The sequence below is a fragment of the Lactobacillus kimbladii genome, from assembly GCF_014323605.1.
Taxonomy (GTDB): Bacteria; Bacillota; Bacilli; order Lactobacillales; family Lactobacillaceae; genus Lactobacillus; species Lactobacillus kimbladii_B.
In genome coordinates, this window is the sequence record NZ_SCMB01000004.1 from 1 (window position 1) to 25,467 (window position 25,467).

Here is a 25,467-nt window from a genome sequence, read left to right on the forward strand (position 1 = left end):
CCCTCAAGATGAGATTTCCCATACGTAAGTAGTAAGACACCTCAAAGACTAAGAGGTAGATAGGCTGGGAGTGGAAGAGCCGCGAGGCTTGGAGCGGACCAGTACTAATCAGTCGAGGACTTGACCAGAGCTTAATGGCAATCAAGGTTTTTTTAAAAGGATTATATTTAGTTTTGAGTGTAAAAGCTCAAAGAAAGAGAAAGTACGGTGGCAAGAGCAAGAAGGAAACACCTGTAACCATGCCGAACACAGCAGTTAAGCTTCTTCACGCCGAGAGTAGTTGGTGGGAGACTGCCTGCGAGGGTAGGACGCTGCCGTGCTTTTTAGCAATCCGGCTTAGCTCAGTTGGTAGAGCGCTTGACTGTTAATCAAGATGTCGTCAGTTCGAGTCTGACAGCCGGAGCGAGCAAAGAGAAGAGGACCTGAAGGTCCTCTTTTTTTGTGCTTAAATTTAATAATTAACTTATATTAGGTGTTTGAGCCATTCGCTTGATAATGCTGGCAGCTGAAATAGATAGTCCTACTCCTTTTATTGCTAAATTAGTTGCAGTAATAATACTGCTGCTTTCCAATATAATATTAGGTTTGATATGAAATTTCTGAAATGCACCATTAACTTGATGGCGGATTGCAGAATTGCTTGAACTAACAACGAACGGCTCTTGTAAAATGTCTTTAATATCATATTCATTTGGCTCGAGTATAAATCGACCTTTTTTAAAGTATTTTGATCTTGGTGAAATGATTACAAAATAGTCTTCTCCACCGTTAACATAAAAATCCAATCCTTGATTAAGAGACTCAGATGTTTAACCCAGATAACAATCAATTTGCTCATGTAAAAGATGAGCTTCACTTACTCTAGGAAAGTTTTCTGATAGCTGAATTTTAATATTTGGATGTGTAAACATAAAGTGAGGTAAAAGCTCTGGCAATAAAAATGTTCCCAGGCTTTCTAAAACTCCGATCCGGATTAATTCTTTATTCGGTGATGCATAGGGAATTAACTGTTCAGCTAACTTTTGCTTGTTACTAATTTTTGTTTCCAGATAATTGTAATAAATTACCCCAGCTTCCGTTAATGTAAATGGGATCGTCTCACGATTAATTATTTCAGTTCCCAATTTATGTTCAATTCGCTTAATTAGTTGAGTCAAATATGGCTGTGATATATATAGTTCACTAGCCGCTCTAGTAAAATTACTTTCTTTTAATAGCACATCAATAAAATGTAAGACAGTTTCAGAATTATTCATATTTTGCCTCCAATAACAATTTTATTATAGCCCGTTTACTAGAAAACTATTTCATTTTAATCAGAAAAGTTAGTAAAATTTAACTAATGAGCACTGAAAGAAAGGAAGTATATTAATGATGAAATCAGGAACTTATGAAGTAAAAGCTAAGGGTCATGGTTCTAGTTTTATGCCTATGAAGGTGAAACTTTCTGAAGACAAAATCAAGGAAATAAATATTGATTCCAGTGGCGAAACTGCTGGAGTAGCAGATGAGGTCTTTAAACGTCTGCCCAAGCAAATTATTGCTAATCAAACCTTAAATGTTGATGCGGTTGGTGGAGCTACAATTTCCAGTCATGGCGTGATAGATGGTGTGGCTCAGGCGATTACAAAAGCTGGTGGAGACGCACGAGAATGGCTCAACAGACCAAAGCCGAAAACTGCTGATACTTCTGACAGAGAATACCAGACTGATGTTGTAGTTATTGGTGCCGGCGGTGCCGGTCTCACTGCAGCTGCGAGAACAATTCAAAATGGTAAAAAGGTAATCGTACTGGAAAAATTCCCTCAAATTGGTGGTAATACTACTAGAGCAGGTGGACCATTAAATGCTGCTGAACCTGAGTGGCAAAATCAATTTAAAGCTTTACCAGGTGAAAAAGAAAGCTTGGAAAAATTAGCTGCAACTCCGATTGCTGAAATTGATCCAGAATATCGTGATGACTTTAAAGAATTGCAAAAGCAAATTAAGGCTTATGTGGATTCTGGAGAAAATTATCTTTTTGACTCGGTATTATTACACGAGATACAAACTTATTTAGGTGGTAAAAGAACTGACCTAAATGGTAATGAAATTCATGGTAATTATGCTTTGGTTACTGAGCTTGTCAATACCGTACTTGATTCAGTTAAATGGTTGACTGATTTAGGCGTAAAGTTTGACCGCTCTGATGTCACCATGCCGGTTGGCGCTTTATGGCGCCGCGGCCATAAGCCAGTTGAGCCAATGGGTTATGCCTTTATTCATGTTTTAGGTGATTGGGTAAAAACTCATGGTGCTACAGTTTTAACTGAAACCCGCGCCCAACATTTAATTATTGAAAATGGTAAAGTTACCGGTGTTGTAGCCCAAACTAGTGAGGGCAGTAAAGTTACCATTCATGCGCAAAAAGTGATTTTAACTTCTGGCGGCTTTGGTGCCAACACTAAAATGGTGCAAAAGTATAACACTTATTGGAAACACATTGATGATGATATTGCTACTACTAATTCGCCAGCAATTACTGGTGACGGCATTGCCTTAGGTCAAGAGGCTGGTGCTGATTTAGTGGGTATGGGCTTTATTCAATTAATGCCAGTTTCTGATCCTAAGACTGGTGAATTATTTACTGGTATTCAAACTCCACCCGAAAACTTTATTATGGTCAATCAAAAAGGTGAACGTTTTGTAAACGAGTTCGCTGAGCGTGACACTTTAGCTAAAGCTGCAATTGCTAATGGAACTCTATTTTATTTAATTGCAGACGATAAAATTAAAAAGACAGCCTACAACACCACAGAAGAATCACTCGAAGCTCAAGTTAAGGCGGGCACTCTTCTAAAAGCTGATACATTAGAAGAATTAGCTGAAAAAGCCGGTATGGATCCTGCTACTTTGGTCGATACTATTAAAAAATATAATTCATATGTTGATGCAGGTAATGATCCAGAATTTGGTAAGAGTGCGTTTAACCTTAAATGTGAAGTTGCGCCGTTTTACGCTACCCCGCGTAAGCCGGCTATTCACCATACAATGGGCGGCTTGAAGATCAATCCGAAAGCACAGGTATTAGATAAAGATGGTCAAGTAATTACCGGTCTTTATGCAGCAGGGGAAGTCGCTGGCGGCTTACATGCTGGTAATCGTCTTGGTGGTAATTCACTAGCTGATATCTTCACCTTTGGTAGAATCGCTGCCGATACTGCTTGCAGTGAAATTGCAGATAATGATGCAGTGACAGGTGCATCAAAAGAATAAATATTATTTTGCTTTTAAAAAAGGAAGGCTTGTGGCCTTCCTTTTTTATATGTATCCGCGTTCTAGAGCTACAAAAATGGTAACAATTAACAAATCTGCACAGCCACCTAAACTACAATTGTGGGCTAAACAGTCATCATTTAATTTTTGCAGGCATTTTTTACCGGCTGGAGAAACATAACCACCTAAATCTAGGTATTTTGTGGCCATTTGATGCAGCCAATCAATTACATCATAATTTCCAGCTCGTTTAATCAAATTACTGTCAACCGTAACTGTTGCTATCTTCATTAAGGTATCAAGGAGTCTCGTTTGGAGCGTTCCCTTAGTGTTTTTTAAAAAGGGTAAAGCAACTTCACGTACAATGGGATAGCCTTGTTCCGCTTGAGCACGAGCCCCACCAATATGATACTGTTCAAATTCTTTTTCACCGGCTGTTTGTAACTCATTATTTTGAATCAGATCATGTTGCACAAGTCCTTTACACATCTCGGTGATAGTAAGGAACAATTCAGTATTGTTTGTCATACTGTAGCTTTCAGCACAGACAAAAATACCTAAAGCAAAAATTGCTCCTTTATGTGTATTAGCACCGTGCGTTGCAGTAAACATTTCTTTTTCTGCAGTGATGCCTCTTTGCCTTAATTTAAAAAACATTTGCGCTAAATCAGTCGACTGAAAGGTTTGCCCAATTTCAACAGCAGCAGAAAAATATGATTCCAGGCTTAAACTGCTGTCGATAAAAGTATAAATATTCATGTCGGGATGCGGACCTTGGCTGATAGGGTCTACTAAACCAGGTTTTGGTGCGGTAACAACTTCATATAAGAGTGAGCGTAGAGCATTTTTTGTAATTGAATTAGTCATATGTATAAATTTAATTGTTATTAGTTAATTCTGCAATAGTTTCATGAGCAGTTTTAATAGTTTTGATGTTATAACTGTCTGCTGCAATATCAGTATACCCCATTTCAAGATCACCTTTTGCCATACCGTTTATTAATCCCTGATAACCGTCTGCAGCAGTAAAAATTTGCTTTTCGTCTTCGTTATCCTGTGTTAATTTTGCCAGTTTCTGGGGCAATTTTCCAGGTAAAGAATAGATAGTCCGCGAGTTCATTTTAAAACTAATTAGTTCATGTTTTTGTGCATTTATAATTTTGTCTTTGATTATTGGTGAAGTTGGAGCTTCTTTAGCAAGTGCAAAAACTGTCTTGAGAAAAACCCCTTGTGCACCTTTTGTCAATGCGTCTTTCAAAACATGCGAGTCAGTAGTATCATACCCAGCTAAAACCGGTGTTTTTCCTGCTTGATGAACAAAATTTGCCAGCTCGATGTTACTTTTGCAGATTAAAATGTCAATACCATTACTTTGAGCTGCACGAATATTATTAATATTATTAATAACTTGCATAATTTTAATGCCACTATTATGTAGCAAATTTACCCATGCTTTAGATGCAACTCTTCCAAAACCTTCAAACAGTGCAATAGTCAACCTTCTTTTTCGCATTAATTCTACTAATTCGGTTGCTCTATGATCATCTTCCGGGTTAGATGAGGTGCTGGCAATTTCCACTCCAAAAGACCTAAAGGTATTAGATAGAGTTTGATCAATTTGCTCATTCATCAAGTTTCTTTCTGTCATGGCATCAAGCAAAGAATTGTTGCTAATAGTACCTATTTTATTTGAATTAGAAATAGAAGCGCTTGATGTCGCGTCACTTCTAACCTTATAGCCTGCATTAATACCTAAAATGCCCAGTGCACCAGATTCTGAAATAGCAGCAACTAGTTTGCCATCTGTTAAGGTGTGGATAGGTTCGTGAACAATAGGGTAATTTGTTCCCAATAATTGACAAGTTTTATTCATTAGTTTTATACCTTTTTAAAATCTTATTTGACAGGAATATTATCGACAATTTTCTGAATATCTGGTTTATGACTTTTAAGAAAGTCAATAAAATCAACTATTTCTGGTGAAAAGTTTTGACTTGAATCATACACCAGGTAAACCTGACGAGTATTTTTAGGCAAGTCAAGTTTGATTATGTGGATGTCGAAGCCGCTCAAATAAATAGTTTTTGCTACTACACCCACGATATCGTTGGTCAAAACTTGTCCTGCAATTGCCAGCTCGTCATGAAGTCTATTTGTAATATTCAGATCAGAGGCATTGGCCAGTAAAGCATTAGTGATGTCTTTTCCAATTTGAATTTTTTTAGAATAGGTAATAATTGACTCACCCTGTAGTTCTTCAGGAGAGATTTCATTTATTTTTGCCAGGTCATTTTCTTTTGAAACAATGGCAATGATTTCTTCAGTATAAAGGGGAATGTAAGTAAAATAACTAAATTCCGGTACGAATGAAGAAATTCCGATATCATACCAGCCATTTTTGATACCTTCGCAAATCTGATATGAAGGGTTATCGTGGTATATAAAATGAGGTGAAATATTACTTTCTTGTTGATATTGCTTAGTTAAGTTAGGCAAGATGGTTCCAATTGCAGTAGGTATACCAGCAATGTGTATATTGCCATGGTCCTGACTGATACGCTGTTCAATTTTCTTTTTACCGCGATCTAAAGAGTCTAAAGATTTGGTTACAGTATCGTAAAAAATACGTCCATATTCAGTTAATTGCACGTAATGACCATTGTGTTTAAACAGTTGGCAGTGGAGTTCTTTTTCAAGCTGTTTAATTGATACTGAGAGGGTAGGCTGACTGATAAATAAGCTGTCTGCTGCTTTAGTGTATTGTTTTTGATCTGCCAATTCACGAAAATAGTAAAGTTGATTTAAATTCATGATATTACCTCAAAAATTATTTTAATATTCAATACCTATATAAATAAATGCTATACCTATTTTTATAAAACGCTTACAAAAATTATTTATAATAATATTGATAAAATTAATATTAGTTTATTAGTGTTGATTTTATTGTGATTTGACTCTCCAAATTTGGTGAGTCTTTTTAATTATTGCAGTTAATAATCTTATAATTCCGCTTTTTTTAATATATATAGCCATAAGAGTATTTATAAAATTAATAGTTCTGACTTTGTTATCAATTTTACAATCTAAACTTTTTAAAACATAATACAACTGTTGATGGAAAAACGCTTTCAAAAGCATTATTAAAGTTTAAAAGGAGATTGTATTATGACAGAACAAAAGAAGTTGCATGTATTACCACCATATGAAGAAACTCCGATTATGCACAAAACTAAACCGGGTGAATCAATGCCTGAAGAAGACTTTGAAAACTACTTAAAAGAAATTCGTCACCTGGCACAAAACGAGTTTGACAGGATGACCCCATATATAGAGGAAAATCGCAAGTTTCCGCAAGACTTTTTCCCAATTGCAATTAAACATGATTTATATCGTTTTGCATTGCCTAAAGAATACGGCGGCTGGGGCCTCAGTGAAAAGCAAATCCTGCAAGTTCAAGAAGAATTTTCAAGAACCCAGGGTGGAATTCGAATGCACCTGCACCATGCTTCAGATATGAACTGGCGGATATTGGATAATTTTGGTAGTCAAGAACTTAAAGACAAGTATATGAACAAGTTTCAAGACAAATCAATCTATGCCAACTTTGCTTTAACCGAAAAGAGCGGTGGTACTGGAGCAGACCTTCATACTTTAGCTGTTAAGGATGGCGATGACTGGGTAATCAACGGCGAAAAAACTTTGATTTCTCATGCAGATGTTGCAGATTTTACTTACTTAATTGTAGTTACTGACCCAGATAAAGAAGGGGATGAAAGATTATCAGCTTTCTTTGTACCAACAAATACACCTGGATTTGAATCTAATGAGATGCCTTTAATGATGGGTTGTCGTGGTGCCGGACATGCCGATTTAAAATTCACTAATATGAGAGTACCCGATAAGTACATGCTTGGCAAGAGAGGAGAGGGTATGAAAGTAGCTATTTCTTCACTTTCACTTTCTCGTGCGCATATTGCTGACTCCAACTTAGGAATGGCTCAACGGATGTTAGAAATGTCCATTGCTTATTCTAAAGATCGTGTAACTTTTGGTAAGCCACTATGCAAACGGCAATCAATCATTTTTGAAATTGCTGACATGGGTGCGCGCATTCATGCCCTTAGATTAATGTTGTGGGACTTGGCAAAAGATTATGACGAAGGAAAGGATATTACCAAAAAAGCTTCTCTAGCAAAACTAGAAAGCATCAATACTGTCAAATTAGTTTCTGATTACATGCTTGAAATCTTTGGTGGTATTGGTTACTTCCAGGACAATCCTTATGGACCTGCTGAAAGACTTTACCGTGATTGTCGTGCTATGTGGTTAGAAGAAGGACCTCGTTCCGTTCAAAGACTAACTGCAGGTCGTTTATTAATTAAAGACGGTGGCAATACACCAATAACAAGTCTTTAAGGCAATCAATTAAATTAACTTGAGTAAATAAATCAAGGAGGGCTGAATCTAAAATTTACTTTGCAAGGTTCAATCCTCTTTGTTGTATATAGTTTTGGAGAAAAAGATGGCTAACGAAATATTATCAGGAATAAGAGTTATTGATCTCACACAATTTTTGGCAGCCCCAACCGTAGGACGAGTCCTTGGAGAATGGGGAGCTGATGTAATTAAAGTTGAAGCTCCTAAGGGTGATGCTGGAAGAACCCAAGGTGCAGTTTTTGGCATGAAGTATGAAGATGATGAGAATTTGGGCTTTGATGTTTCTAATATGAATAAAAGATTCATTACTTTAAACATGAAAACTCCTGAAGGGATGCAAGCTTTTAAAGACCTATTAAAAACCGCAGATGTATTTTTAACCTCAGTGAGAACAAAGAGCTTAGCTCATATGGGAATCACTTGGGAAGAGCTGCATAAAGAATTTCCTAAATTAGTGTTTGCACAAGATCGCGGATATGGTGAATTTGGTCCTAAAAAAGATTCTGCCGGCTATGATGCAACTGCTTATCAAGCACGTGGCGGAGTTCAGGGAACAACGGTAGATAAAGGAGGGAATCCATATAATCCAGTAAATGGCTATGGTGATTTCCAAGTATCAATGACCTTAGCCGCAGGTATTTGTGCAGCCTTACTGAGAGCTCAAAGAACCGGTAAGGGTGATAAGGTTGTCGTTAACTTGAATCACGCAGCGATATTTATGCAAAATATCGCTATGGTTTCTGCACAATATGGCAATGTATATCCTAAGAGTCGTAAAGAAGTTACTAATCCTTTTAATGACACTTATAAAACCTCTGATGATCGCTGGTTTGTACTATGCGTTCCCGAATATGACCGTGATTTTGACAAAGTAATGCATGACATTGGTCGTGATGATGTCAAAGGCGATGAAAGATATAACAAAATGGACACTTTGAATGCTAATGGTACCAGCAATGAAGTAATTGCCATTTTAGAAGATGCTTTTAAGAAAAAACCGTTGCAGTATTGGATAGACCTCTTTAATAAGGAAGACTTACCGCTTGAGGCTTGTCAGATACCAACGGAAATATATCAGGATCCTGAGGCTTTGGATAATGACGAAATTAGACTGATGGAATTTCCATCTGGAAATAAGAGATTTATTCCCACTAATCCAGTACGCTTTTCGTCTCAAGGCAAGCCTACGCTAACTCCTTCTCGTGCTCAGGGATCTGATACACGCGAAGTACTCAAAGATGAGTTAGGCTACAGCGATGAAAAAATCAGTGAGATGTTTGCCAGTGGTGCTGCCAGTGGCCTGCGTCATATAGGAGACCCAATTAAATAGGTATTAAAATGACATTACTTTATACACAAGAACAAAAAGAATATATTCATTTAGCACAAGAATTTGGTGATCGGTATCTAACCCCTGAAATTATTAAGAAATACGATTTAAAAGGTGATTGTCCTTCCAGCTTGTTTGAGCCTGCAATTAAAATTGGCCTTCATATGCTTGAGATCCCGCGGGAATATGGTGGTGCTGGCCTTTCTTATGAAGATTCTGCCCTCGTTTTTGAAAAACTGGCTGAATATGATGCAGGTTATGCACTTACTTTAATTACCTCATTTGTTGCACTGCGGTGCGTAATGCTAGCCGGTACTGAAGAACAAGCACAAAGATTTGCCGATGTGATCAGACCGGGACGTTTTGCTGCCTTTACAATGTCAGAAGCTGATGCTGGTTCTGACGCAGGTTCTGTGAAAGCAAGAGCTGTTCGGCAAGGCAATGAATATATTTTAAACGGAAATAAAGCTTTTGCTACTAATGGTGGAATTGCAGATATTTTTATTGGAATTTTTAGAACTTCTAATAATGGTAATCATGGCTTATCTGCTTTCATGATTGATAAAAATACGCCAGGTATTTGGGTAGGAAAGCATGAAGATAAAATGGGACTGCGTTTATCAAATACAGTACCGTTAGGATTTAAAAACGTACACGTGCCGGCCGAAAATCTGATTGGCCAAGAAGGAAGAGGGATTAATATTGCGTTAAACAGCCTTAACCTCTCACGTGCTTATGTTTCTACTTTGACCGTTGGTGTTATGCAACGGGCACTTAATGAAGCTGCCAAATATGCCAATCAGCGTGAACAATTTAATCAACCGATTTCTCAATTTGAATCTGTGCAAAATATGCTTGCTAATATGGCAACGGCAGTTGAAACAGCCCGCTTATTAGTCAACAACACAATGAAAATGATGGATAAAGATTTGTCTGTACGTCAAGAAGGAGCAATGACCAAGCTTTATGTCACTGATGTAGCACAAAAAGTAACTTCTGATGCAGTTCAGATTCTTGGTGGTTATGGTTATACCCGAGCTTATCCGGTTGAAAAGCTAATGCGTGATGTCAAAGGATTTCAAATTCTGGAAGGAACTAATGAAATTCAGAGAATGACAATTGCACGTGAAGTTAGCAAAAAATATCAGGACTAGGAGGGTACTATAATGAAAATCGCATTAATTGCTAAGGCTGAGGCAGATAATCCTAAAACTTATACTTCTCATAAGAACAAAGTAACTTATCATCCAGAAAATTTATTTCTGAGTGAGGAAGACAAAAGTGCCCTAGAATTTGCCCTGCAATTAACAGAGTTAAAAAAAGGTACTATTGATGTCTTTACGTTTGAACAAAATGAAGCAGCTGAACGGATTTTGCATGAGGCACTGGCTATGGGAGCAACAACAGCTACTAAAGTTTCAGCGGGTAATATCAATGATCCTTTACTGCAAAATCAAATTGCAAGTGAATTTGTCCATTACTTAAAAGAAAATAATGAAAATTATGACTTGATTTTAACAGGAAAAACAACATCTTCAGCTTTTCCGGCTGCTATTGCTACAGGATTAGGAATATCATTTTATGACTATGTTTCTATGATTGATACTTCCCTCAATTATGAAATGAAACTTGAAAAAGGCAAAATTACTGGGCAATGTGTCTTGCCAGCTGTAATTGCCACGTTAGATTCAATCAATGTGCCGCGTCTTGCTAGTTTCACGTCGTTAAGTACAGCAATAAATTCAAGTATTAATAACGTAAGTTTTAAAACTAGTGATGAAGGCGTTACAAGTGAAATTGTAGCTAAACCAGTTAAAAATGAAAAAGCTATTTTCAATCTGGATCAAGATCCTAAAGCTACGCAAAAACTGGTTGAAATACTTAAGCAAAATGGGATGTTGAGGTAGAAAAATGGTACCAATTTATTATATTCAGTTAGAAGATAAGAATATTGATGAAGGTCATAACAGTAATAACTTAGCAGGCCTTGACAGCAATTTTAAAGGTAAGAAAGAAGTACTGGTTTTCAGTAATCATGCTACTGAAATTAAGGATAAATATGCTTCTTCAGGAGTCAAAACTACCATATACCAAAATGAGAATTTTAGTGTGACAAACTTGCCAGCTGTGACTAATACACTTAGAAAAATTTTTGTCGATAAGGCAAATAGTTTAATAGTATTTGATAAGTGCAATTTAGGTAATAGTCTTGGCAGTCAATTAGCTGCTGTACTAAATGTCCCATTTATTTATAATGCCAAAGATATTTGCTGTGATCAAGATCATATAATAGTTAACCAGGATATCGGCAAAACACAGGCCTTAAGAAAAATCACACTGAATGATAAGGCGATAATATCGCTTTCTTGTAATGGGGTCTTGAGCCATAGTAAGAATGAAGTTGACATAATTGACTGGGAATGTGCAGAAACTAATGCAGCCGCATATGTACCAGAAGCTAACTCTAGCAATGATTTGGCTTATGCAAAGGTGATCGTAGCCGGAGGCAAAGGCCTGGGTTCCCCAGATAAATTTAAGCCGTTAGCTACTTTAGCCCAAAAATTAAATGCTAGCGTGGGAGCAACTAAAGCAGTTACAGATCAAGGCTGGATTGATAAGAACCGTATGATTGGAATATCGAATTTGTCTGTTGCACCAGATGTTTACTATGCTTTTGGCATTTCGGGAGCAGTCCAGCACACTGCGGGTATGACTAAATCAAAATGTGTCATTGCTATCAATACTGATGAAGCAGCACCAATTTTTAAATTAGCAAATTACGGTATTGTTGGGGATGCTAACCAAGTAATAAAGCAATTAAATGAGCTTTTGTAAGGTATAAAAAATGACTTCTATTAAAAAGGTGCCAACCTTAAATGATTTATGGCAGGAGCGCTTAAAGCAAAGTGCTCAAAGTACTTTTGTCACTGAAGATGGTCGTAAATACAGTTATCAAGAAATAGATTTTTTAGCCAATAAGCAGATGGAGTTGCTCTGGAATAATGGCATCAAGAAAGGTGATTTAATAGCAATTCAGTTCGAACTGGATCTGGCAAATATTGTAACGATTATTGCATGTATCAAAATGGGAGTGGTTATTAATCCACTAAACCCGCATTTTGATATTGATGAGATTAATAGCATGATTAATAGGTTTAAGCCATATGCTATCATTTCGCAAAAATCTGTGCGTGGTCGTGACACTATTAGTAATATTGCTAATTTGGATAATTATCAGACTAAAAAAATCGCGGATCTGGTATTTTTTACCAGAGAAAAGCATTTACCATCTGAATTCATTGGAGGTGATGGATCAGATGCTCCTGCACTGGTTCTCAATACTTCGGGTACTAGTGGGCTTTATAAAGGAGTAGTTTTAACCAATAAAAATATTATTAGTGCAGAAAGTGCATATAATGATGCTTTTGGCATCACTAAAAATGACATGACTTTAATTCTTTCGGGAATGTATCATGCAATTGGATTTCATCATGGCTTAATTTCAACGATTATGGCTGGAAGTCATTTGGCAATAATTAAACATTATAATATTGAACAAGTGGCAAAAATGCTTGAAGAAGAACCAATTACATATATTGATAGTTTGCCTACAATTATGTATGATCTGCTATTCAAAGTTCAAAATTTGGGTAAACTGCGGATGCTCATTTGCGGTGGTGACAAAATTAAAGAAAGCATTTTAGTTCAGGCTAAAAAAAGAAATGTTCCCCTTTACAACTGTTATGGTCTGACAGAAGCAGTTCCATTTAGTTATACTCCTCAAGATTATTATTTAAGTAAAGGTGCAATGACAACGGCAGTCAAGCCAATGGCCAATATTAAAGTCAGACTTGTGAAGAACAAAAATATAATTACAGATAGCAACAAGCAAGGGCAAATCGAAGTTGCTGGACCGATCATTTTTAAATGTTATTTGGCTGATCCTGAAAAAACGGCTAAAGCATTTGATGGTGACTGGTTTGTTACTGGAGATGTTGGTCATTATAATGAAGATAACTTATTAGAAATAGATGGACGCAATAGCGATAAAATTATTCGTGGTGGTGAAAATATTTCCGCTCATATGGTTGAAGACAAGATCAAGGGCTGCCAAAATATTGAGGAAGTGGCCGTTTTAGGAGTCCCAGATGTTCGTTTAGGACAGAGAATTGGTGCCTTTATTGTTCTAAATCATGGCCAAAAAGTATTAACCAAAGCTGAGTTGATTTCAGAATTAGAAAAGCAGCACGTTGATAAGAAATTATGGCCTGAAAAGTTATGGGTTGTTGATTCATTACCAAAAACGTCAAATGGCAAAATAAAAAAGTATCTTTTAAAAAATTGGCTGGAAGGTAAAAAAGTAAATGAAGAATAAATTTTTTAAACGTCAAATGGCAGATTATTTTGTAACTCCAAGGATGCTAAACCATATGGAAATTACTCATGGTGGTACGCTCTTAGATAATGCAGACTCAGCAATGGGCTTGTTTGCAAATTCATATTGTCATACACGTACGTTAACTGGTCGAATAGATAAATTTATTTTTCATAAAAAAAGTTATGCTGGTGATCATATTTGCTTTTGCGTAACTTTATTAAAAACGACAGCAAAGACAATGACTATTTATGCGGAAGTTAATAGAATTTCTCTTGATAATTCAAGTTCGGAATTAATCGGTGAAGCTGTATTTACCTATGTTGCAGTGAATGCAAACTTGGAGCCGATCTCAGGCTCTATTGAGCAATACCATGTTACTGATGCAAAAGAAAAAGAATATATTGACTCAGTTAAAAAGAGATTTGGCATTAAATAGGATTGTTTTTGAGTTGGGGTCCCAGTTTAATTTGTTTATTAGCATAACTATTAATTATAACTATTTAAGTATTAAATTATTTAATAGATGTTGAGCCAAGATAAAGCGATTAATTTTACAATAAACACCAAAATCAAGACTCTAACTTTTTTATAAAGCAAGAAAGCATTGCTATATCAATGCTTGTAATTATAGTTATTTTTTATAATTTGGCATTCATAAATAATTATTCATATCAACTTTAATAAGTTATATTTATTTATGAAATTATTAGCAAATCTTAATTTTGAAAGGTAAAGCTATGAAAAAAGAAAAAAGGTATGTTGGCGTTGCTGCCTCCGTGTACATCCATTTTGCGGTTGTAGGAGCAGCTACCTTATTTATTAGTCAATATAGAGAAATCCTGGCACATTCCTGGAATGCCAGTGCGACCCAAGTTTCACTGGTAATCGCAATGGTGGGCTTAGGCAGAATTATTACAATTTTATTTGCTGGTGCTATTTCAGATAAGATAGGCCGAAAAAGAACTTTGTTGATTGCATTGCTCAGTGACGCAATCTTCCTTCTTGGCGCTGTTTTTGCTAACAATGTCTGGGTTGCCGGCTTAGCGGCAATGTTTTTCGGGGCAACTAATTCATTTGGTGACACAGCCGGTTACCCTGCACTTGCAGATGCTTTTCCAGATAAAACAGCTACAATGAATTCATTTGTTAAAGCCGCAATGCAAGTGATGCAGATGCTGTTTCCTTTTTGTGTAAAACTAATTAAAAATCCAAAGATTACAGCGTTTATATTAGTCATTATTATTTTACTAGATGTTGTATATACAATGAAGACGGCCTTTGCTCCTCAAGCTGAGGCAAAAGAGACTACTGAAACAGTAGAAGAATCAGAAGCCAGCGTAAGTGGTCAAAACCAACCTAAATTGGCTGTTGATGGGCTAATGATCATTGGTTTGGGCTTTACGCTTTGTTTCACATTTTATATTTTTTCACTCTATGCTCCTTACTACGGACAGTACGTTTTAAATGAATCTGCTGCTAATGCCAATCAACTTGTATCATGGTATTCAATTGCTTCCTTAATATCTGTGTTTGTTACATCAGCTTTGGTTACTAAGGTAAAAAGATTGAATTTAATTATGGTTTATTCAGCTATTACTGCTCTTGGTCTGCTATTTATGGTCTTAAAGCCGTCCCTGCTAGCCGGGGAAATAGGTGCTTTAGCTGTTGGCTTCTTTACTGCAGGAGGAGTATGGCAAGTTGGACTTTCAGTTTTAACTTCTTATTTCCCCCAAAGTCACGGAAAGATCACATCATACTACAGTTTTGCACCAGCCGTGGTTTACTTCGTAGCACCACTTGTAGCTGCATTTGTGTTAAAGGCCAATGCTGCAAGTACATTAATGGTATTTTGGATAACTACAGTGATAACGATTATTTCTGTAGTTCTGTGTGTTGTCTTAATTAGTCGTGGTAAAAATTTCAACATCAAAAATTAATATAAAGCAGAAGGTGGAGTTATGTCAGAAAAAACAATTAAAGCAACGGCAGAAGGAAGAAATGGTGAAATCGACTTTGATATCAAAGTTGAAAATAATCACATTGCAGATATTAATGTGACAAAAACTGCAGAAACGCCAGGTATCTTTAACCAGGTGGTATGTAAGTTAAAAAAGAATATTATTAATAATCAAAGTTTTGATGTCGATGCCATTTCTGGTGCCTCCATTATGACACAAGCCATGCTTGATTCTGGAAAGAAAGCCTTAAAAGCAAATGGTGTAAATATTATTTCTCAGCCTAGCGAGCAGTCACATCAAGATATAACTTATGATGTGGATGTAGCTGTAATTGGTTCGGGTATGGCTGGCTTGATGGCAGCCTCTCGGGCACTATCAATGGGTAAAAATGTTCTTTTACTTGAAAAGAATGGCTATCTCGGTGGAGCTACAATTCTTAATGGTTCAAATGTCGTTGGTACAGGTTCAAAATTAGCAGCTGCTTTATTTGGTGAGGAAGCAAAAAAAGATTCTCCGCAGCTCTTGGTCCAAGATATTGTCCGTGAATGTCGGGGGACAAATTATCCGCTACTTTCAAATATACTTGCTCAAAATATTAGTAAAGCAGTTGATTTTATTACTGAATTTGCAGACCTAACTTATCAAAAAGCTGAAACACAAACTATTGAGCATTCCGTTGACCGGCAAATTGAAATGCCAACTGAAAGTTCTTATGAATTGATAACTAAAGTGGCAAATGCTTTTATCAAAAAGGGTGGCAAAATTTTACTTGAAACTCGGGTGGAACAACTTAATAAAAACAAACGGGGCCAGCTTGTCTCATTAGTTGCTGAAAGCAAACATGAAACAGTTACTGTAAACTTTAAGTCCTTAGTTATGGCGGCTGGTGGCTGGGGCGCTCGTGATTACCGGCAGCATAAGACCAATATTCCTTATTACGGTCCAATGACTTCTACTGGTGATTATTTCGATTTTGCTAAAAATATGAATCTGGCTACACGCAATCTTGATTGGTATAAAGTTTACCCCCATGGTTTAGAAGTTGAACCTGGCATTGCCAAATTAACCACTTATTCAACAAAAGAAGCGACTGATATGGGTGCTATTTTTGTTAATACTAGTGGTAAGCGAATTGTAAATGAATCAGCTCCGTATACTCATTTTCGGGATGCTATTGCAGAACAAAAGGATAAAATTGCCTTTGTAGTGATGGATGAAAGAACATGGAGCAGATTCTATGAATTGCTTCTTAAATATGGTTTTACCAAAGATGAAGTTCAAGGTTTCTTTGATCTTGATGGCAAGAAGAGTCCGATTTTAGTAAGCGGAGATTTGCAAACAGTGGCTCAAAAAGCTGGCATTGATTATGAAAACCTAAAGAAGACTTTAACTGACTACGATAAATATGTCGCCTCAGGTAATGATCCTGAGTTTGGTCGCCCTTCTCAGTTTATGCATAAATATGAAGGCGATACCTACTTTGTGATTGAACAGAAATTGCGCTTCTGTACTACTCTTGGTGGCTATGAAACTAACCAGCATATGCAACTATTAGACGAAGATTTCGAAGCACTAGACAATTTCTATGCCGCCGGGGAGATTGTTGGTGGTGCAAATGGTCATGATTCAATGCCAAGTATGATGAATTCTTGGTCCTATGCATCAGGTTTTGTGGCCGGAACTGAGGCTGCTGATAATGCTAACTACCAAAAACTGGCAAAGACTGCATCTGATTCAACTGATGCAGTGTCCGGTGCTTCTAAAGGTTAACGTTGATTAATTATTTTATTTTTAAATTTAATAAAGGAGAAAAATGATGGCTAATAAAATTACTGGTGTTAATGGTCCGATTACTGGCTGGCTAGATGGTCATACCTACTTAATTGGCTTAATGGCATATCCTATTCGGCATTCAATGTCACCTACAATGCACAACAATGCCTTTGCTAAGTTGGGCTTGAATTATACTTATCTCTGTTTTGAAATTGGCAATGATAAATTAAAAGGTGCAGTTGACGCTATCCGCACTTTAGATATGCGTGGCTCAAACGTTTCGATGCCCAATAAAAAAGAGGTAATCCAGTACCTTGATAAATTATCGCCAGCTTCTGAAATGTGTGATGCGGTTAATACTATTGTGAACGATCATGGTGTTTTGACTGGCTACACTACCGACGGCATTGGCTTTGTCCAATCGCTTAAGGATGAAGGCATTGACATTAAAGGTAAAGTGATGACTTTGACTGGTGCCGGCGGTGCTGCAACCCCAATAGCTGTTCAATCAGCTTTAGACGGTGCTAAAGAAATCAGAATTTTTAATATTAAAGACGATAAATGGGCTCAAGCTGAAAAGAACGTCAAAACTATTCAAGAAAAAACTGATTGCCAGGTTTCTTTAACTGAGCTGACTGATCAAGAAGCATTTAAACAATCAATTGCAGAAAGCGATATTTATTGTGATGCCACCAGCGTTGGTATGAAGCCGCTTGAGGATAAGACGCTAGTTTCAGATCCTTCCTGGTTCCATGAAGATATGGTGGTGTTTGACACAGTTTATGCTCCTAGAACTACCAAATTAATGAAAGTGGCTCAAAAAGCTGGCGTTAAGCATGTTTTTGATGGTATTGGCATGATGATTGATCAGGGGGCAGCCTCATTTAAGTTATGGACAGGTAAAGAGATGCCAACTGATTATATTCGTGAAATTATGTTTTCTGATGATAATAATTAGTTGAGGTATTGAATAATGGCTACTGTCAAGATTAGAAATATTGTTTTAGGTGCAGGTCTGCCAAAAATTGCTGTGCCAAATGTTGGTTCAACTGAAAAAGAGATTATAGCTTCAGCTAAGAAGATTAAGGCTGCTAAACCGGATATAATGGAATGGCGCATTGATTATTACGTTGCAGGGATTAAGGATTTTAATACACTAAATACTACTGCCAAAAAATTGCGACAAGAAGTGGACGAGTTACCAGTTTTAGTTACTTTTCGTACCAAAAATGAAGGTGGAGTTTGTCAGCTCGACGAGGATCAGTATTTAAATTTAGTAGAATATGTAATTACCAACAGGTTGGGTGATGCTGTTGATATTGAACTTTTTCATGATGAAAAAAGAATAAAGTCTTTGGTGACTTTAGCTCATAACTACAATGTTGTTGTAATTATGAGTAACCATGACTTTGAAAAAGTGCCAGCTAAAGATGTAATTGAATTTCGCTTACGAAAAATGGCGCAACTTGGTGCTGATGTGCCAAAGTTAGCTTGCATGCCGCATAGTGCTTCTGACGTTTTAACTCTTTTAACAGCAACGACAGAAATGAACAAAGAGATTGCTAATCCCCTGATTACTATGGCCATGGGCGATATCGGTAAAGTCACTAGAGTAGCAGGCCAGGTTTTCGGCTCAAGTCTGTCCTTTGGCGCTGTTGGTCAAACTTCTGCACCTGGTCAGTTGTCAATTGAGGATCTGCGTAATGCGGAAAATTACTTAGCATTACAGTAAATTTTATTAAGATAATAGATATTTTGAGTTAGCTTTAAGTATTAAGGCTAACTCTTTTTTGGTTAAATCAAATTTATACTAAAAATAAGTGTTAAACTTTTTAATGACAACACTATGTATTTCCAGCGTAAGTTTAGTAATGGAGGAATGTATGACTGCAAACGAGAATATTGAATGGTTTAAAAATGCTAAATACGGCATGATGATTCACTGGGGCTTGTATTCACTTCTTGCAGGTGAGTATGAGGGAAAATCTGCAAGCAATTACGCTGAATGGATTCAGTCTAAACTGCAAATACCTGTTGCAAAGTATCGCCAGCTTGCTACCGCTTTTAATCCAATATATTTTGATGCCGAAAAAATCGTAGCATTTGCTAAAAAATGTGGTATGAAATATTTGGTAGTTACAACTAAACACCATGATGGCTTTGCAATGTACCATTCACAAGTAGATTCATATAATGTGTATGATGCAACACCATTTCAGCGGGATGTAATCGGTGAACTTGCAGCAGCTTGCCAAAAATTCGACTTAAAGCTGGGTCTTTATTATTCCCAAGACTTAGATTGGCATGAACCAAATGGGGGAGGCTACCTTTCAAATGATATTGAATCCTCTGGCACTACTTGGGACAATAGCTGGGACTTTCCGCAGAAAAATAAGAATTATGATCAGTGCTTTACAGACAAAATTCTGCCTCAGATTAAAGAAATAATGAGTAATTATGGCGAGATAGTTGTTGCCTGGTTTGATGTACCGATGACCTTAACTGCAAGCCAAAGTCAAAAAATTTATGAGACAGTGAAAAAATTGCAGCCAAATTGCCTAATAAATTCACGTCTTGGTAATGGCAAATATGATTATGTTTCCCTTGGCGATAATGAAATTCCCAGTGAAAAAGAAAAGGTGACTAAAAATAATAATTTTAACTCACTTAATGGCCTTAAACCTTCACCATATGGTTTATATGAGTCAGCCGGTACTACTAATGATTCTTGGGGCTTTTCTTACCGTGATCAAAATTGGAAGTCTCCTGCAACTATTTATCACAACCGTAAATATTTAAATAGTTTAGGTATCAATTATTTATTAAATATTGGGCTTGATGGTTTAGGAAGGATCCCCTTGCCCGCACAGCAAAGTATTGCTGCTGCAGCCAAATTGGCTGAGAAAAATAATATTAGATAGTAAAAAAAGAGCACAACTCTTATTTTGAATTGTGCTCTTTTTTATTATCTAATTAATCTTCGTAGGTACCGACCTTTTTCAAATTGCCTAAGACACTTTCACCATGAGGTGATTGTCCTATTGCAACAGTCAGGTCACGACCAGCTAAATTGCCATGGTGTTCGCCATCAGTCCAGTGTGGATTGCCAGTAACATCATAAACAACACCTTTAATAGCAACATAAGCTGGGTTGCCATTTTTACCATCATATTTTGCTAAAGATTCTTTTGTAAACTTCTCCATTGGAAATATCCCCTTTCCAAATACACTTACTTATTGTCACCTCTATTATAGCTCAAAGAATCAACAAGTCTAACTTTTACTTTGACTTTTTTTGATAGTTAAAACGCCATCCAGCAATATCCCAGGGGGTAAAAGCTGAATCTAACTTACGCTGGTAAGCCTTTTCATAAGCTGCAACTTTTTGCTGATAGTCGCGTTTCATCATGAGCTTGGAATTTTCATTAGCAGTTAGTTTAACGTCGGGGAAAATCGGCGGTAAAACATGGACTACATATTTGGTTTGGTAAAAGTTGGGGTGGCTTTTTTCTATTTTTGCAGTTGATTGTATTTCAATAAAAGTTGAGATTACTGGTACGTTTTGCTTAGCAGCAAAATAATAGGCACCACGCTTTAATTTCCGGGGCTTACGGTAGTTCCACCACATTTCCTGTTCTGGAAAAATCAAAACCCAGCTGTTTTGCTCTAACGCATCATGCAGATGACGAGGAAATTCCGTACCCACATAGCTTGGAACTTGAATTAGGGGAATAGTGCCAACGTAGTTCATTAAGTAGCATAAAATTCCGGGTAATTTTAAGTTGGTATCTTCAATTGCAATTGTTAAAGAATGATGTGTTTTATTTGCCAGGTGCTTGATAGGCAAGGAATCAATTTGGTTGAAATGATTGGCAGTGATAATTGCTCCACCTTGTGGCAAATTAGCCAGATTTTCCAGACCGGTGAACGTAGTAGATGAAGTTAAAAAATGGGTCAAGCTATTAAAGAATAAGTGGCCAATCCGGTCATTTATCTTGCCTTTAATGGTTTTTTGCTCTTGCCAAAAATTGTTGACTAGATCTTTACTTTCATTCAGAGATAAAACTGGATCACCGACTTCGACTTTTGCATTCCAGTTACCGCTTTTTACCGCGTTTTCAATGTTCTGGATAACTTGTTCACGATTGTCACCAATAATCATAAACTGACAGGTCCTTGCTTTTTCACATTTGCCCAGTTATGAGGGTCATTAATAGTTTTATCTTCTTTAGCCAGCATGTGATCTAATTTATTCCGGTCTTCATCACGTTGCTTATCAGTGTAAGTATTTAGTTCAGTCAACAGATCATTATAAAACTTAGTTTCTTTTGCACTCTTCCAGAAATATTCTTCATATTGAACGTTTTTAAAATGCCATGGTTTAAAGAAAAGGTTGTAGTGAATCAGGCTGGGGTTAGTTAAAGGTTCAGTATTATCATTTGGCATTGTATCCCATTTGGGGTCTAAATGTAAAATTCTCTTATCGCCAATTTCGTTTAAATAATCTTGATCAGGGGCAATACAGTCAAAATGATATTTGCTGAGTAAATGCATGAAATGGTCAATGAAATTTTCATCGCGAAAGGCTTTGCAGTTTAAAACCAGCATCCCAGAATTAATGTACTTTTTAGGATCAAGAACTAATACATCCTCAATATAGGCAACCATTTTCGTCACAAATTGAATGGAGGAATCAGTACAAGCTGCAAAGAGATGTTTGCCAAGCTTTGTATCATACAATTTACCAATATCATCATTTACGATTGTGTCACTGTCGATATAAATTGCCTTATCATATTGGGGAAACATATCGGGAATAAATAAGCGGTAAAAAATTGACATTGTAAAGAAGTCAGCACGTAAATAGTTTTCCGTACGATTTTGAATTGGTGCAACTATTTCATCGTTAATCTTAAAGAATTTAACATGAACATTAGAAGAACCTATTTCTTGTAGGTCCTGTCTGTGCTGCGCTGATAAATCCTGACTTAAAAAATAAACTGTATAATCTTTATCAGTAGCGGCATTCTTTACTAAAGAGTTCAGCGAAACTGCTGCGTATTTTGTAAAATCATCACTAATTGCATAAAAAACTGGAATTGTCATATATTTATTTTCTCCAAACATTATTTTTGTACTAAATTGCTTTTCACATTGAGATAGTAATTCAGAATGTCGTCATATTCGTGCAATTTTAGTACGTTATGTACTCGCTTAACATCCCACGGCTTAACTGTCAGGGTATGAAACACAGGCCAAAAACGGAAACTGGTAGTAAAATGCTGAATTACAGTGTCCGACTGTAATTTATACTGTTCATTATAACGACGCGGGACAATTTTCTTATTTCTGGCATAACGGTTAATTGCAGTTTGATCAGGCATTAATACTGTTCTGGTCTGCAGAAGGTGCCTGATTCTGGCGAATAATTTAGTTTTCCTAATTTTTGGGAGATTGAGCAGCAACACGCCGGAATTAATATAATCAAAAACTTTATGCTCATGCAGGTTATGAAAAAAGAACCGTCCCCAGTAATCAAGGACTCCGGCGAATTCGTAATTAGTTATATCTTGTTGGTAAAAACTAACGAGACTTCGCCTGACTATTACATCAGCGTCAAGGTATAGTATTTTATTTGGCAACTGTGGTATTTCGTCAGCGAAGAGCCTGAGCATAGCATAAGGAGTAAAATGAGTACTCATGTTAGCTATTAGTGGCTCTCTGACGAAAAGTCCCGTACAGTCCATTAATTTTAACGTACTTTGAGGATTTTGTTTTACCAAAAGTTCTTTTAAATAGTCCGCAGCATGTTTGCTGAAAGGCTTAAATTTCTTGTGATAGCTTTGAGTATACATTGTTAGAATGTAGATATGGAGCTCCTTTGCGCCACTATTTTTTATTAATGAAAGCGTAGCGATAAGAATACCATCTTCTGCGTTATGATCGCCACAAAAAAGAATATTCATTGAGAACTCCTTAATTTATTTTCTGATACATGCAATATTCGAAATTACTTGTTAAGGCTCGTTTTTGCATTGTCTGATAAATCTGCTGATGCAGCTTTTCTTGCGCCTGCTTTTTAGTAAGATGATTATCTGGAAAGAAAGGTCCATCTATATAGACCGTTATTTGCGGCTTCTTACCCCACCGGGGTTTAGAATATGTTGTAGTCATAGTAAAGCTGGCAGAGTCAAGTGCAACAGGGAAATGCATGCTGTTCACTGGAAAAGGCCTGATTTTAGTGTAATAAGGCCAAACATGTGATTCAGGATAAATGACAACTACTTTTTTCGCTTTAATAACCGCAGTGATTGCTTTAATCAATTTTACAGATTGTTCTAAGTTTTGACCAACAGGAAGTCCAAAATATGGTAAAACCAGTTTTCCTAAAACAGGGATGCCCCAATTTGATTGTGCCGCAATAGCATAGTAACTTTTTGCAGGAACAATACTGAGTGGCAAAACCACATCGCCAAAAGTTTGAGTATGGTTACCATAGATAAAATACCCCTGATTGTTTATAACCCGCAACTTTTCTTTGCCAATTATTCGTACCCTGAGGATCAAATTAATATAGACTATACTAATTAAACGTCCTAAAGGGCGTACAATCTTAGACCAGATTTTCCCACCTAATGATTTCGGAAAAATAGCATAACTATTTGGTAACTGATAATCTTGGTTCAGGCTAACCACCAAATCATCTGTTAAATGATGATAGAAGTATTTTCGCTTGCCCATCGAACCCTTCTTTCAATAACGTCATTAAGTAATTTTATCATGAATTGCTCAAGATTAAAAAGGGTGCCATATAGGTTATTTGTCATAATTTTTACCTTAGATATGTATTTCTCTATGGTTGATAGGAGGGTTTGCTTTCTTCATAAGTGGATAATCACACATATAAAAGTTATTATAGTAAGTAATTACTTACTTATAAAGATGAATTTATATAAAAGAGCACACTTATGTACTGAGTCCAAAAACTTGGACAAAAAGTTAATAACATTTCTCTAAGGCTTGAGCAACAGCAATACCGTTTGTTCCCGCCTGTAAAACTGTCTGTACGGCTTCATCAAGTGTTGTATTGTCAGATAATTGGGGGACAAGCTCTAAAAGCATGGGTAAGTTCAGACCACTTACTACACGTGTTTTTTCAGTGTGAGCTAAATAGTACTTAAAGGATTCATTGTATGGAGTTCCACCTTTTAGATCTGCCAAAATTAAGACTGATTCTGTTTCACCGTCAAGCAGCTCTTGAAGACGATTACGGTATGAACCAATTCCTCTTTCGTCTAATTCAAGTGTCATGATATGGTCTGATTTGCCCGCAATAAATTCAAAGCCAGAAGCGATGCCTTGTGCTAAATGTCCATGTGAAGTTAATAATATTTTCACTAAAATCACCAATTTTGTAAATACATATTAATTTACAACCCAATTATATGTAATCGCTTTATATAAGTCAAACACTATTTTTACATTAAAAAGTAAGCGGTTGACATTATCACTTTCTGTGGGTAAAATCAATTTATGTAAATACAAAAAGGAGAATAACAATGAAATATACAATAGATGATTTTGCGCGACTAATTGATCATACTAACTTACATGCGGATGCGACTGAAGAAGACATGAAAAAGTTATGCGATGAAGCTAAAAAATATCATTTCAAGATGGTAGCAATTAATGAAGTCCAATTGGAATTTTGTGCCCAACAGTTAAAAGGGACGGATATTGATACTGGCGCTGCGATTAGCTTTCCTTTGGGTCAAACAACAGTAGCTTGCAAGTTGGCAGAAACTAAAGATGCATTACAAAATGGTGCTAATGAGATTGATTATGTTGTTAATTTAACGCAAGTGAAAGCTCATAATTGGTCTTATATTGAAGATGAAATGACTCAGATGGTTGATCTTTGCCGTGATCACCATGTTCCATGTAAGGTTATTTTTGAAACATGCTACTTGTCTAAGGCAGAAATTAAGCAGCTGGCTTTAATTGCAAAAGAAGTAAAACCTGATTTTGTCAAGACATCAACTGGTTTTGGGACAGCTGGTGCAACAGTAGAAGATGTAAAATTGATGAAAGAAAATGTTGGTCCTGATGTTAAAGTCAAAGCTGCAGGTGGAATTCGCAATACTGATGATTTTTTAGCAATGATCGCAGCCGGAGCAGAACGGATAGGCACGAGCTCGGGCGTAAAAATCATTGAAACTCTTAAACAGCGATTTGAAAAAGATGGCATCAACGCAATTGAAATTTAAGTGTGAATAAAAATAGTGTCAAAAAAACCAGTGTAAATAAGGGCTATTTAGCTCTTTACACCGGTT

The 25,467-nt window shown here is 36.6% G+C and carries 23 protein-coding genes, 1 tRNA gene, 2 rRNA genes and 1 pseudogene; 17 read left to right on the forward strand and 10 right to left on the reverse strand.

Annotated features, from left to right (window positions below; all coding sequences use genetic code 11):
• The 3 genes from ERK18_RS06430 to ERK18_RS06440 all read left to right on the forward strand — a co-directional run.
• Nucleotides 1-128 (forward strand): 23S ribosomal RNA (locus ERK18_RS06430); the annotation flags it as partial.
• Between the two features lie 75 nt (nt 129-203).
• A 5S ribosomal RNA gene (gene rrf, locus ERK18_RS06435) occupies nt 204-320 on the forward strand.
• Nucleotides 321-330: 10 nt separating this feature from the next.
• A tRNA-Asn gene (locus ERK18_RS06440) sits at nt 331-403 on the forward strand.
• Between the two features lie 67 nt (nt 404-470).
• Here ERK18_RS06440 and ERK18_RS06445 read toward each other — a convergent pair.
• A pseudogene (locus tag ERK18_RS06445) lies at nt 471-1,256 on the reverse strand (LysR family transcriptional regulator); the annotation flags it as partial.
• 118 nt (nt 1,257-1,374) lie between these two features.
• On the opposite strand from ERK18_RS06445, the gene ERK18_RS06450 reads away from it, so the two are divergent.
• Entirely contained in the window at nt 1,375-3,255 is a 1,881-nt protein-coding gene (locus ERK18_RS06450) for a flavocytochrome c (RefSeq protein WP_187154955.1), read from the forward strand.
• A 45-nt stretch (nt 3,256-3,300) separates the two neighbouring features.
• Here the strand turns inward: ERK18_RS06450 and ERK18_RS06455 are convergent, their stop codons facing one another.
• Genes ERK18_RS06455 through ERK18_RS06465 form a run of 3 tightly spaced genes read right to left on the reverse strand, consistent with a single transcriptional unit; the run spans nt 3,301 to nt 6,066 of the window.
• Nucleotides 3,301-4,122, reverse strand: coding sequence for a triphosphoribosyl-dephospho-CoA synthase (locus ERK18_RS06455; RefSeq protein ID WP_187154770.1), 822 nt, complete (start codon nt 4,120-4,122; stop codon nt 3,301-3,303).
• Between the two features lie 10 nt (nt 4,123-4,132).
• A complete protein-coding gene (locus ERK18_RS06460; RefSeq protein ID WP_187154771.1) occupies nt 4,133-5,128 on the reverse strand; it encodes a nitronate monooxygenase in 996 nt (331 codons plus the stop codon).
• Nucleotides 5,129-5,151: 23 nt separating this feature from the next.
• Complete coding sequence (locus tag ERK18_RS06465) at nt 5,152-6,066, reverse strand: LysR family transcriptional regulator (protein WP_034981642.1); 915 nt, start codon at nt 6,064-6,066, stop codon at nt 5,152-5,154.
• A 357-nt stretch (nt 6,067-6,423) separates the two neighbouring features.
• Between ERK18_RS06465 and ERK18_RS06470 the strand changes: the two genes are divergently transcribed.
• The 12 genes from ERK18_RS06470 (at nt 6,424) to ERK18_RS06525 (ending at nt 20,055) form a co-directional block, all read left to right on the forward strand.
• Nucleotides 6,424-7,674 carry an acyl-CoA dehydrogenase family protein gene (locus tag ERK18_RS06470; protein ID WP_198213430.1) on the forward strand — a complete coding sequence of 417 codons (1,251 nt, stop codon included), beginning with the start codon at nt 6,424-6,426 and terminating at the stop codon, nt 7,672-7,674.
• 106 nt (nt 7,675-7,780) lie between these two features.
• Nucleotides 7,781-9,025: a CaiB/BaiF CoA transferase family protein gene (locus ERK18_RS06475; protein WP_187154772.1), complete on the forward strand. Its 1,245-nt coding sequence runs from the start codon at nt 7,781-7,783 to the stop codon at nt 9,023-9,025.
• Nucleotides 9,026-9,033: 8 nt separating this feature from the next.
• Nucleotides 9,034-10,179, forward strand: a complete 1,146-nt coding sequence (locus ERK18_RS06480) for an acyl-CoA dehydrogenase family protein (RefSeq protein ID WP_187154773.1) — start codon at nt 9,034-9,036, stop codon at nt 10,177-10,179.
• A 12-nt stretch (nt 10,180-10,191) separates the two neighbouring features.
• Nucleotides 10,192-10,932, forward strand: coding sequence for an adenine nucleotide alpha hydrolase family protein (locus ERK18_RS06485; RefSeq protein WP_187154774.1), 741 nt, complete (start codon nt 10,192-10,194; stop codon nt 10,930-10,932).
• Nucleotides 10,933-10,936: 4 nt separating this feature from the next.
• Nucleotides 10,937-11,860: an electron transfer flavoprotein subunit alpha/FixB family protein gene (locus ERK18_RS06490; protein ID WP_187154775.1), complete on the forward strand. Its 924-nt coding sequence runs from the start codon at nt 10,937-10,939 to the stop codon at nt 11,858-11,860.
• Between the two features lie 10 nt (nt 11,861-11,870).
• Nucleotides 11,871-13,400, forward strand: coding sequence for an AMP-binding protein (locus ERK18_RS06495; protein ID WP_187154776.1), 1,530 nt, complete (start codon nt 11,871-11,873; stop codon nt 13,398-13,400).
• Nucleotides 13,390-13,839, forward strand: a complete 450-nt coding sequence (locus tag ERK18_RS06500; RefSeq protein ID WP_187154777.1) for a hotdog domain-containing protein — start codon at nt 13,390-13,392, stop codon at nt 13,837-13,839. The genes ERK18_RS06495 and ERK18_RS06500 overlap by 11 nt, the downstream gene beginning before the upstream one ends.
• A gap of 301 nt (nt 13,840-14,140) precedes the next feature.
• Nucleotides 14,141-15,340, forward strand: coding sequence for an MFS transporter (locus ERK18_RS06505; RefSeq protein WP_187154778.1), 1,200 nt, complete (start codon nt 14,141-14,143; stop codon nt 15,338-15,340).
• A gap of 21 nt (nt 15,341-15,361) precedes the next feature.
• Entirely contained in the window at nt 15,362-17,131 is a 1,770-nt protein-coding gene (locus ERK18_RS06510; protein ID WP_187154779.1) for an FAD-dependent oxidoreductase, read from the forward strand.
• 46 nt (nt 17,132-17,177) lie between these two features.
• A complete protein-coding gene (locus tag ERK18_RS06515) occupies nt 17,178-18,092 on the forward strand; it encodes a shikimate dehydrogenase (protein WP_187154780.1) in 915 nt (304 codons plus the stop codon).
• Between the two features lie 15 nt (nt 18,093-18,107).
• Entirely contained in the window at nt 18,108-18,866 is a 759-nt protein-coding gene (aroD, locus tag ERK18_RS06520; protein WP_187154781.1) for a type I 3-dehydroquinate dehydratase, read from the forward strand.
• A 151-nt stretch (nt 18,867-19,017) separates the two neighbouring features.
• A complete protein-coding gene (locus tag ERK18_RS06525) occupies nt 19,018-20,055 on the forward strand; it encodes an alpha-L-fucosidase (protein ID WP_187154782.1) in 1,038 nt (345 codons plus the stop codon).
• Nucleotides 20,056-20,107: 52 nt separating this feature from the next.
• Here the strand turns inward: ERK18_RS06525 and ERK18_RS06530 are convergent, their stop codons facing one another.
• The 6 genes from ERK18_RS06530 to ERK18_RS06555 all read right to left on the reverse strand — a co-directional run bounded on the left by ERK18_RS06530 (nt 20,108) and on the right by ERK18_RS06555 (nt 24,532).
• On the reverse strand, nt 20,108-20,338 hold the full coding sequence (locus ERK18_RS06530; protein WP_034981697.1) for a cytochrome b5 domain-containing protein: 231 nt from the start codon (nt 20,336-20,338) through the stop codon (nt 20,108-20,110).
• A 76-nt stretch (nt 20,339-20,414) separates the two neighbouring features.
• Nucleotides 20,415-21,296 carry a lysophospholipid acyltransferase family protein gene (locus ERK18_RS06535; RefSeq protein WP_187154783.1) on the reverse strand — a complete coding sequence of 294 codons (882 nt, stop codon included), beginning with the start codon at nt 21,294-21,296 and terminating at the stop codon, nt 20,415-20,417.
• Nucleotides 21,293-22,240 (reverse strand): glycosyltransferase family 8 protein, encoded by a 948-nt coding sequence (locus ERK18_RS06540; protein ID WP_187154784.1) that lies wholly within the window; start codon nt 22,238-22,240, stop codon nt 21,293-21,295. Before ERK18_RS06540 ends, ERK18_RS06535 begins: the two co-directional genes overlap by 4 nt.
• A 20-nt stretch (nt 22,241-22,260) precedes the next feature.
• Complete coding sequence (locus tag ERK18_RS06545) at nt 22,261-23,100, reverse strand: glycosyltransferase family 8 protein (protein WP_187154785.1); 840 nt, start codon at nt 23,098-23,100, stop codon at nt 22,261-22,263.
• A 10-nt stretch (nt 23,101-23,110) separates the two neighbouring features.
• On the reverse strand, nt 23,111-23,875 hold the full coding sequence (locus tag ERK18_RS06550) for a lysophospholipid acyltransferase family protein (protein WP_187154786.1): 765 nt from the start codon (nt 23,873-23,875) through the stop codon (nt 23,111-23,113).
• 258 nt (nt 23,876-24,133) lie between these two features.
• Complete coding sequence (locus tag ERK18_RS06555) at nt 24,134-24,532, reverse strand: PTS sugar transporter subunit IIA (RefSeq protein WP_187154787.1); 399 nt, start codon at nt 24,530-24,532, stop codon at nt 24,134-24,136.
• A 161-nt stretch (nt 24,533-24,693) separates the two neighbouring features.
• Here ERK18_RS06555 and deoC point away from each other — a divergent pair, with 161 nt between their 5' ends.
• Complete coding sequence (gene deoC, locus ERK18_RS06560; RefSeq protein WP_187154788.1) at nt 24,694-25,401, forward strand: deoxyribose-phosphate aldolase; 708 nt, start codon at nt 24,694-24,696, stop codon at nt 25,399-25,401.
• Nucleotides 25,402-25,467: the final 66 nt, after the last annotated feature.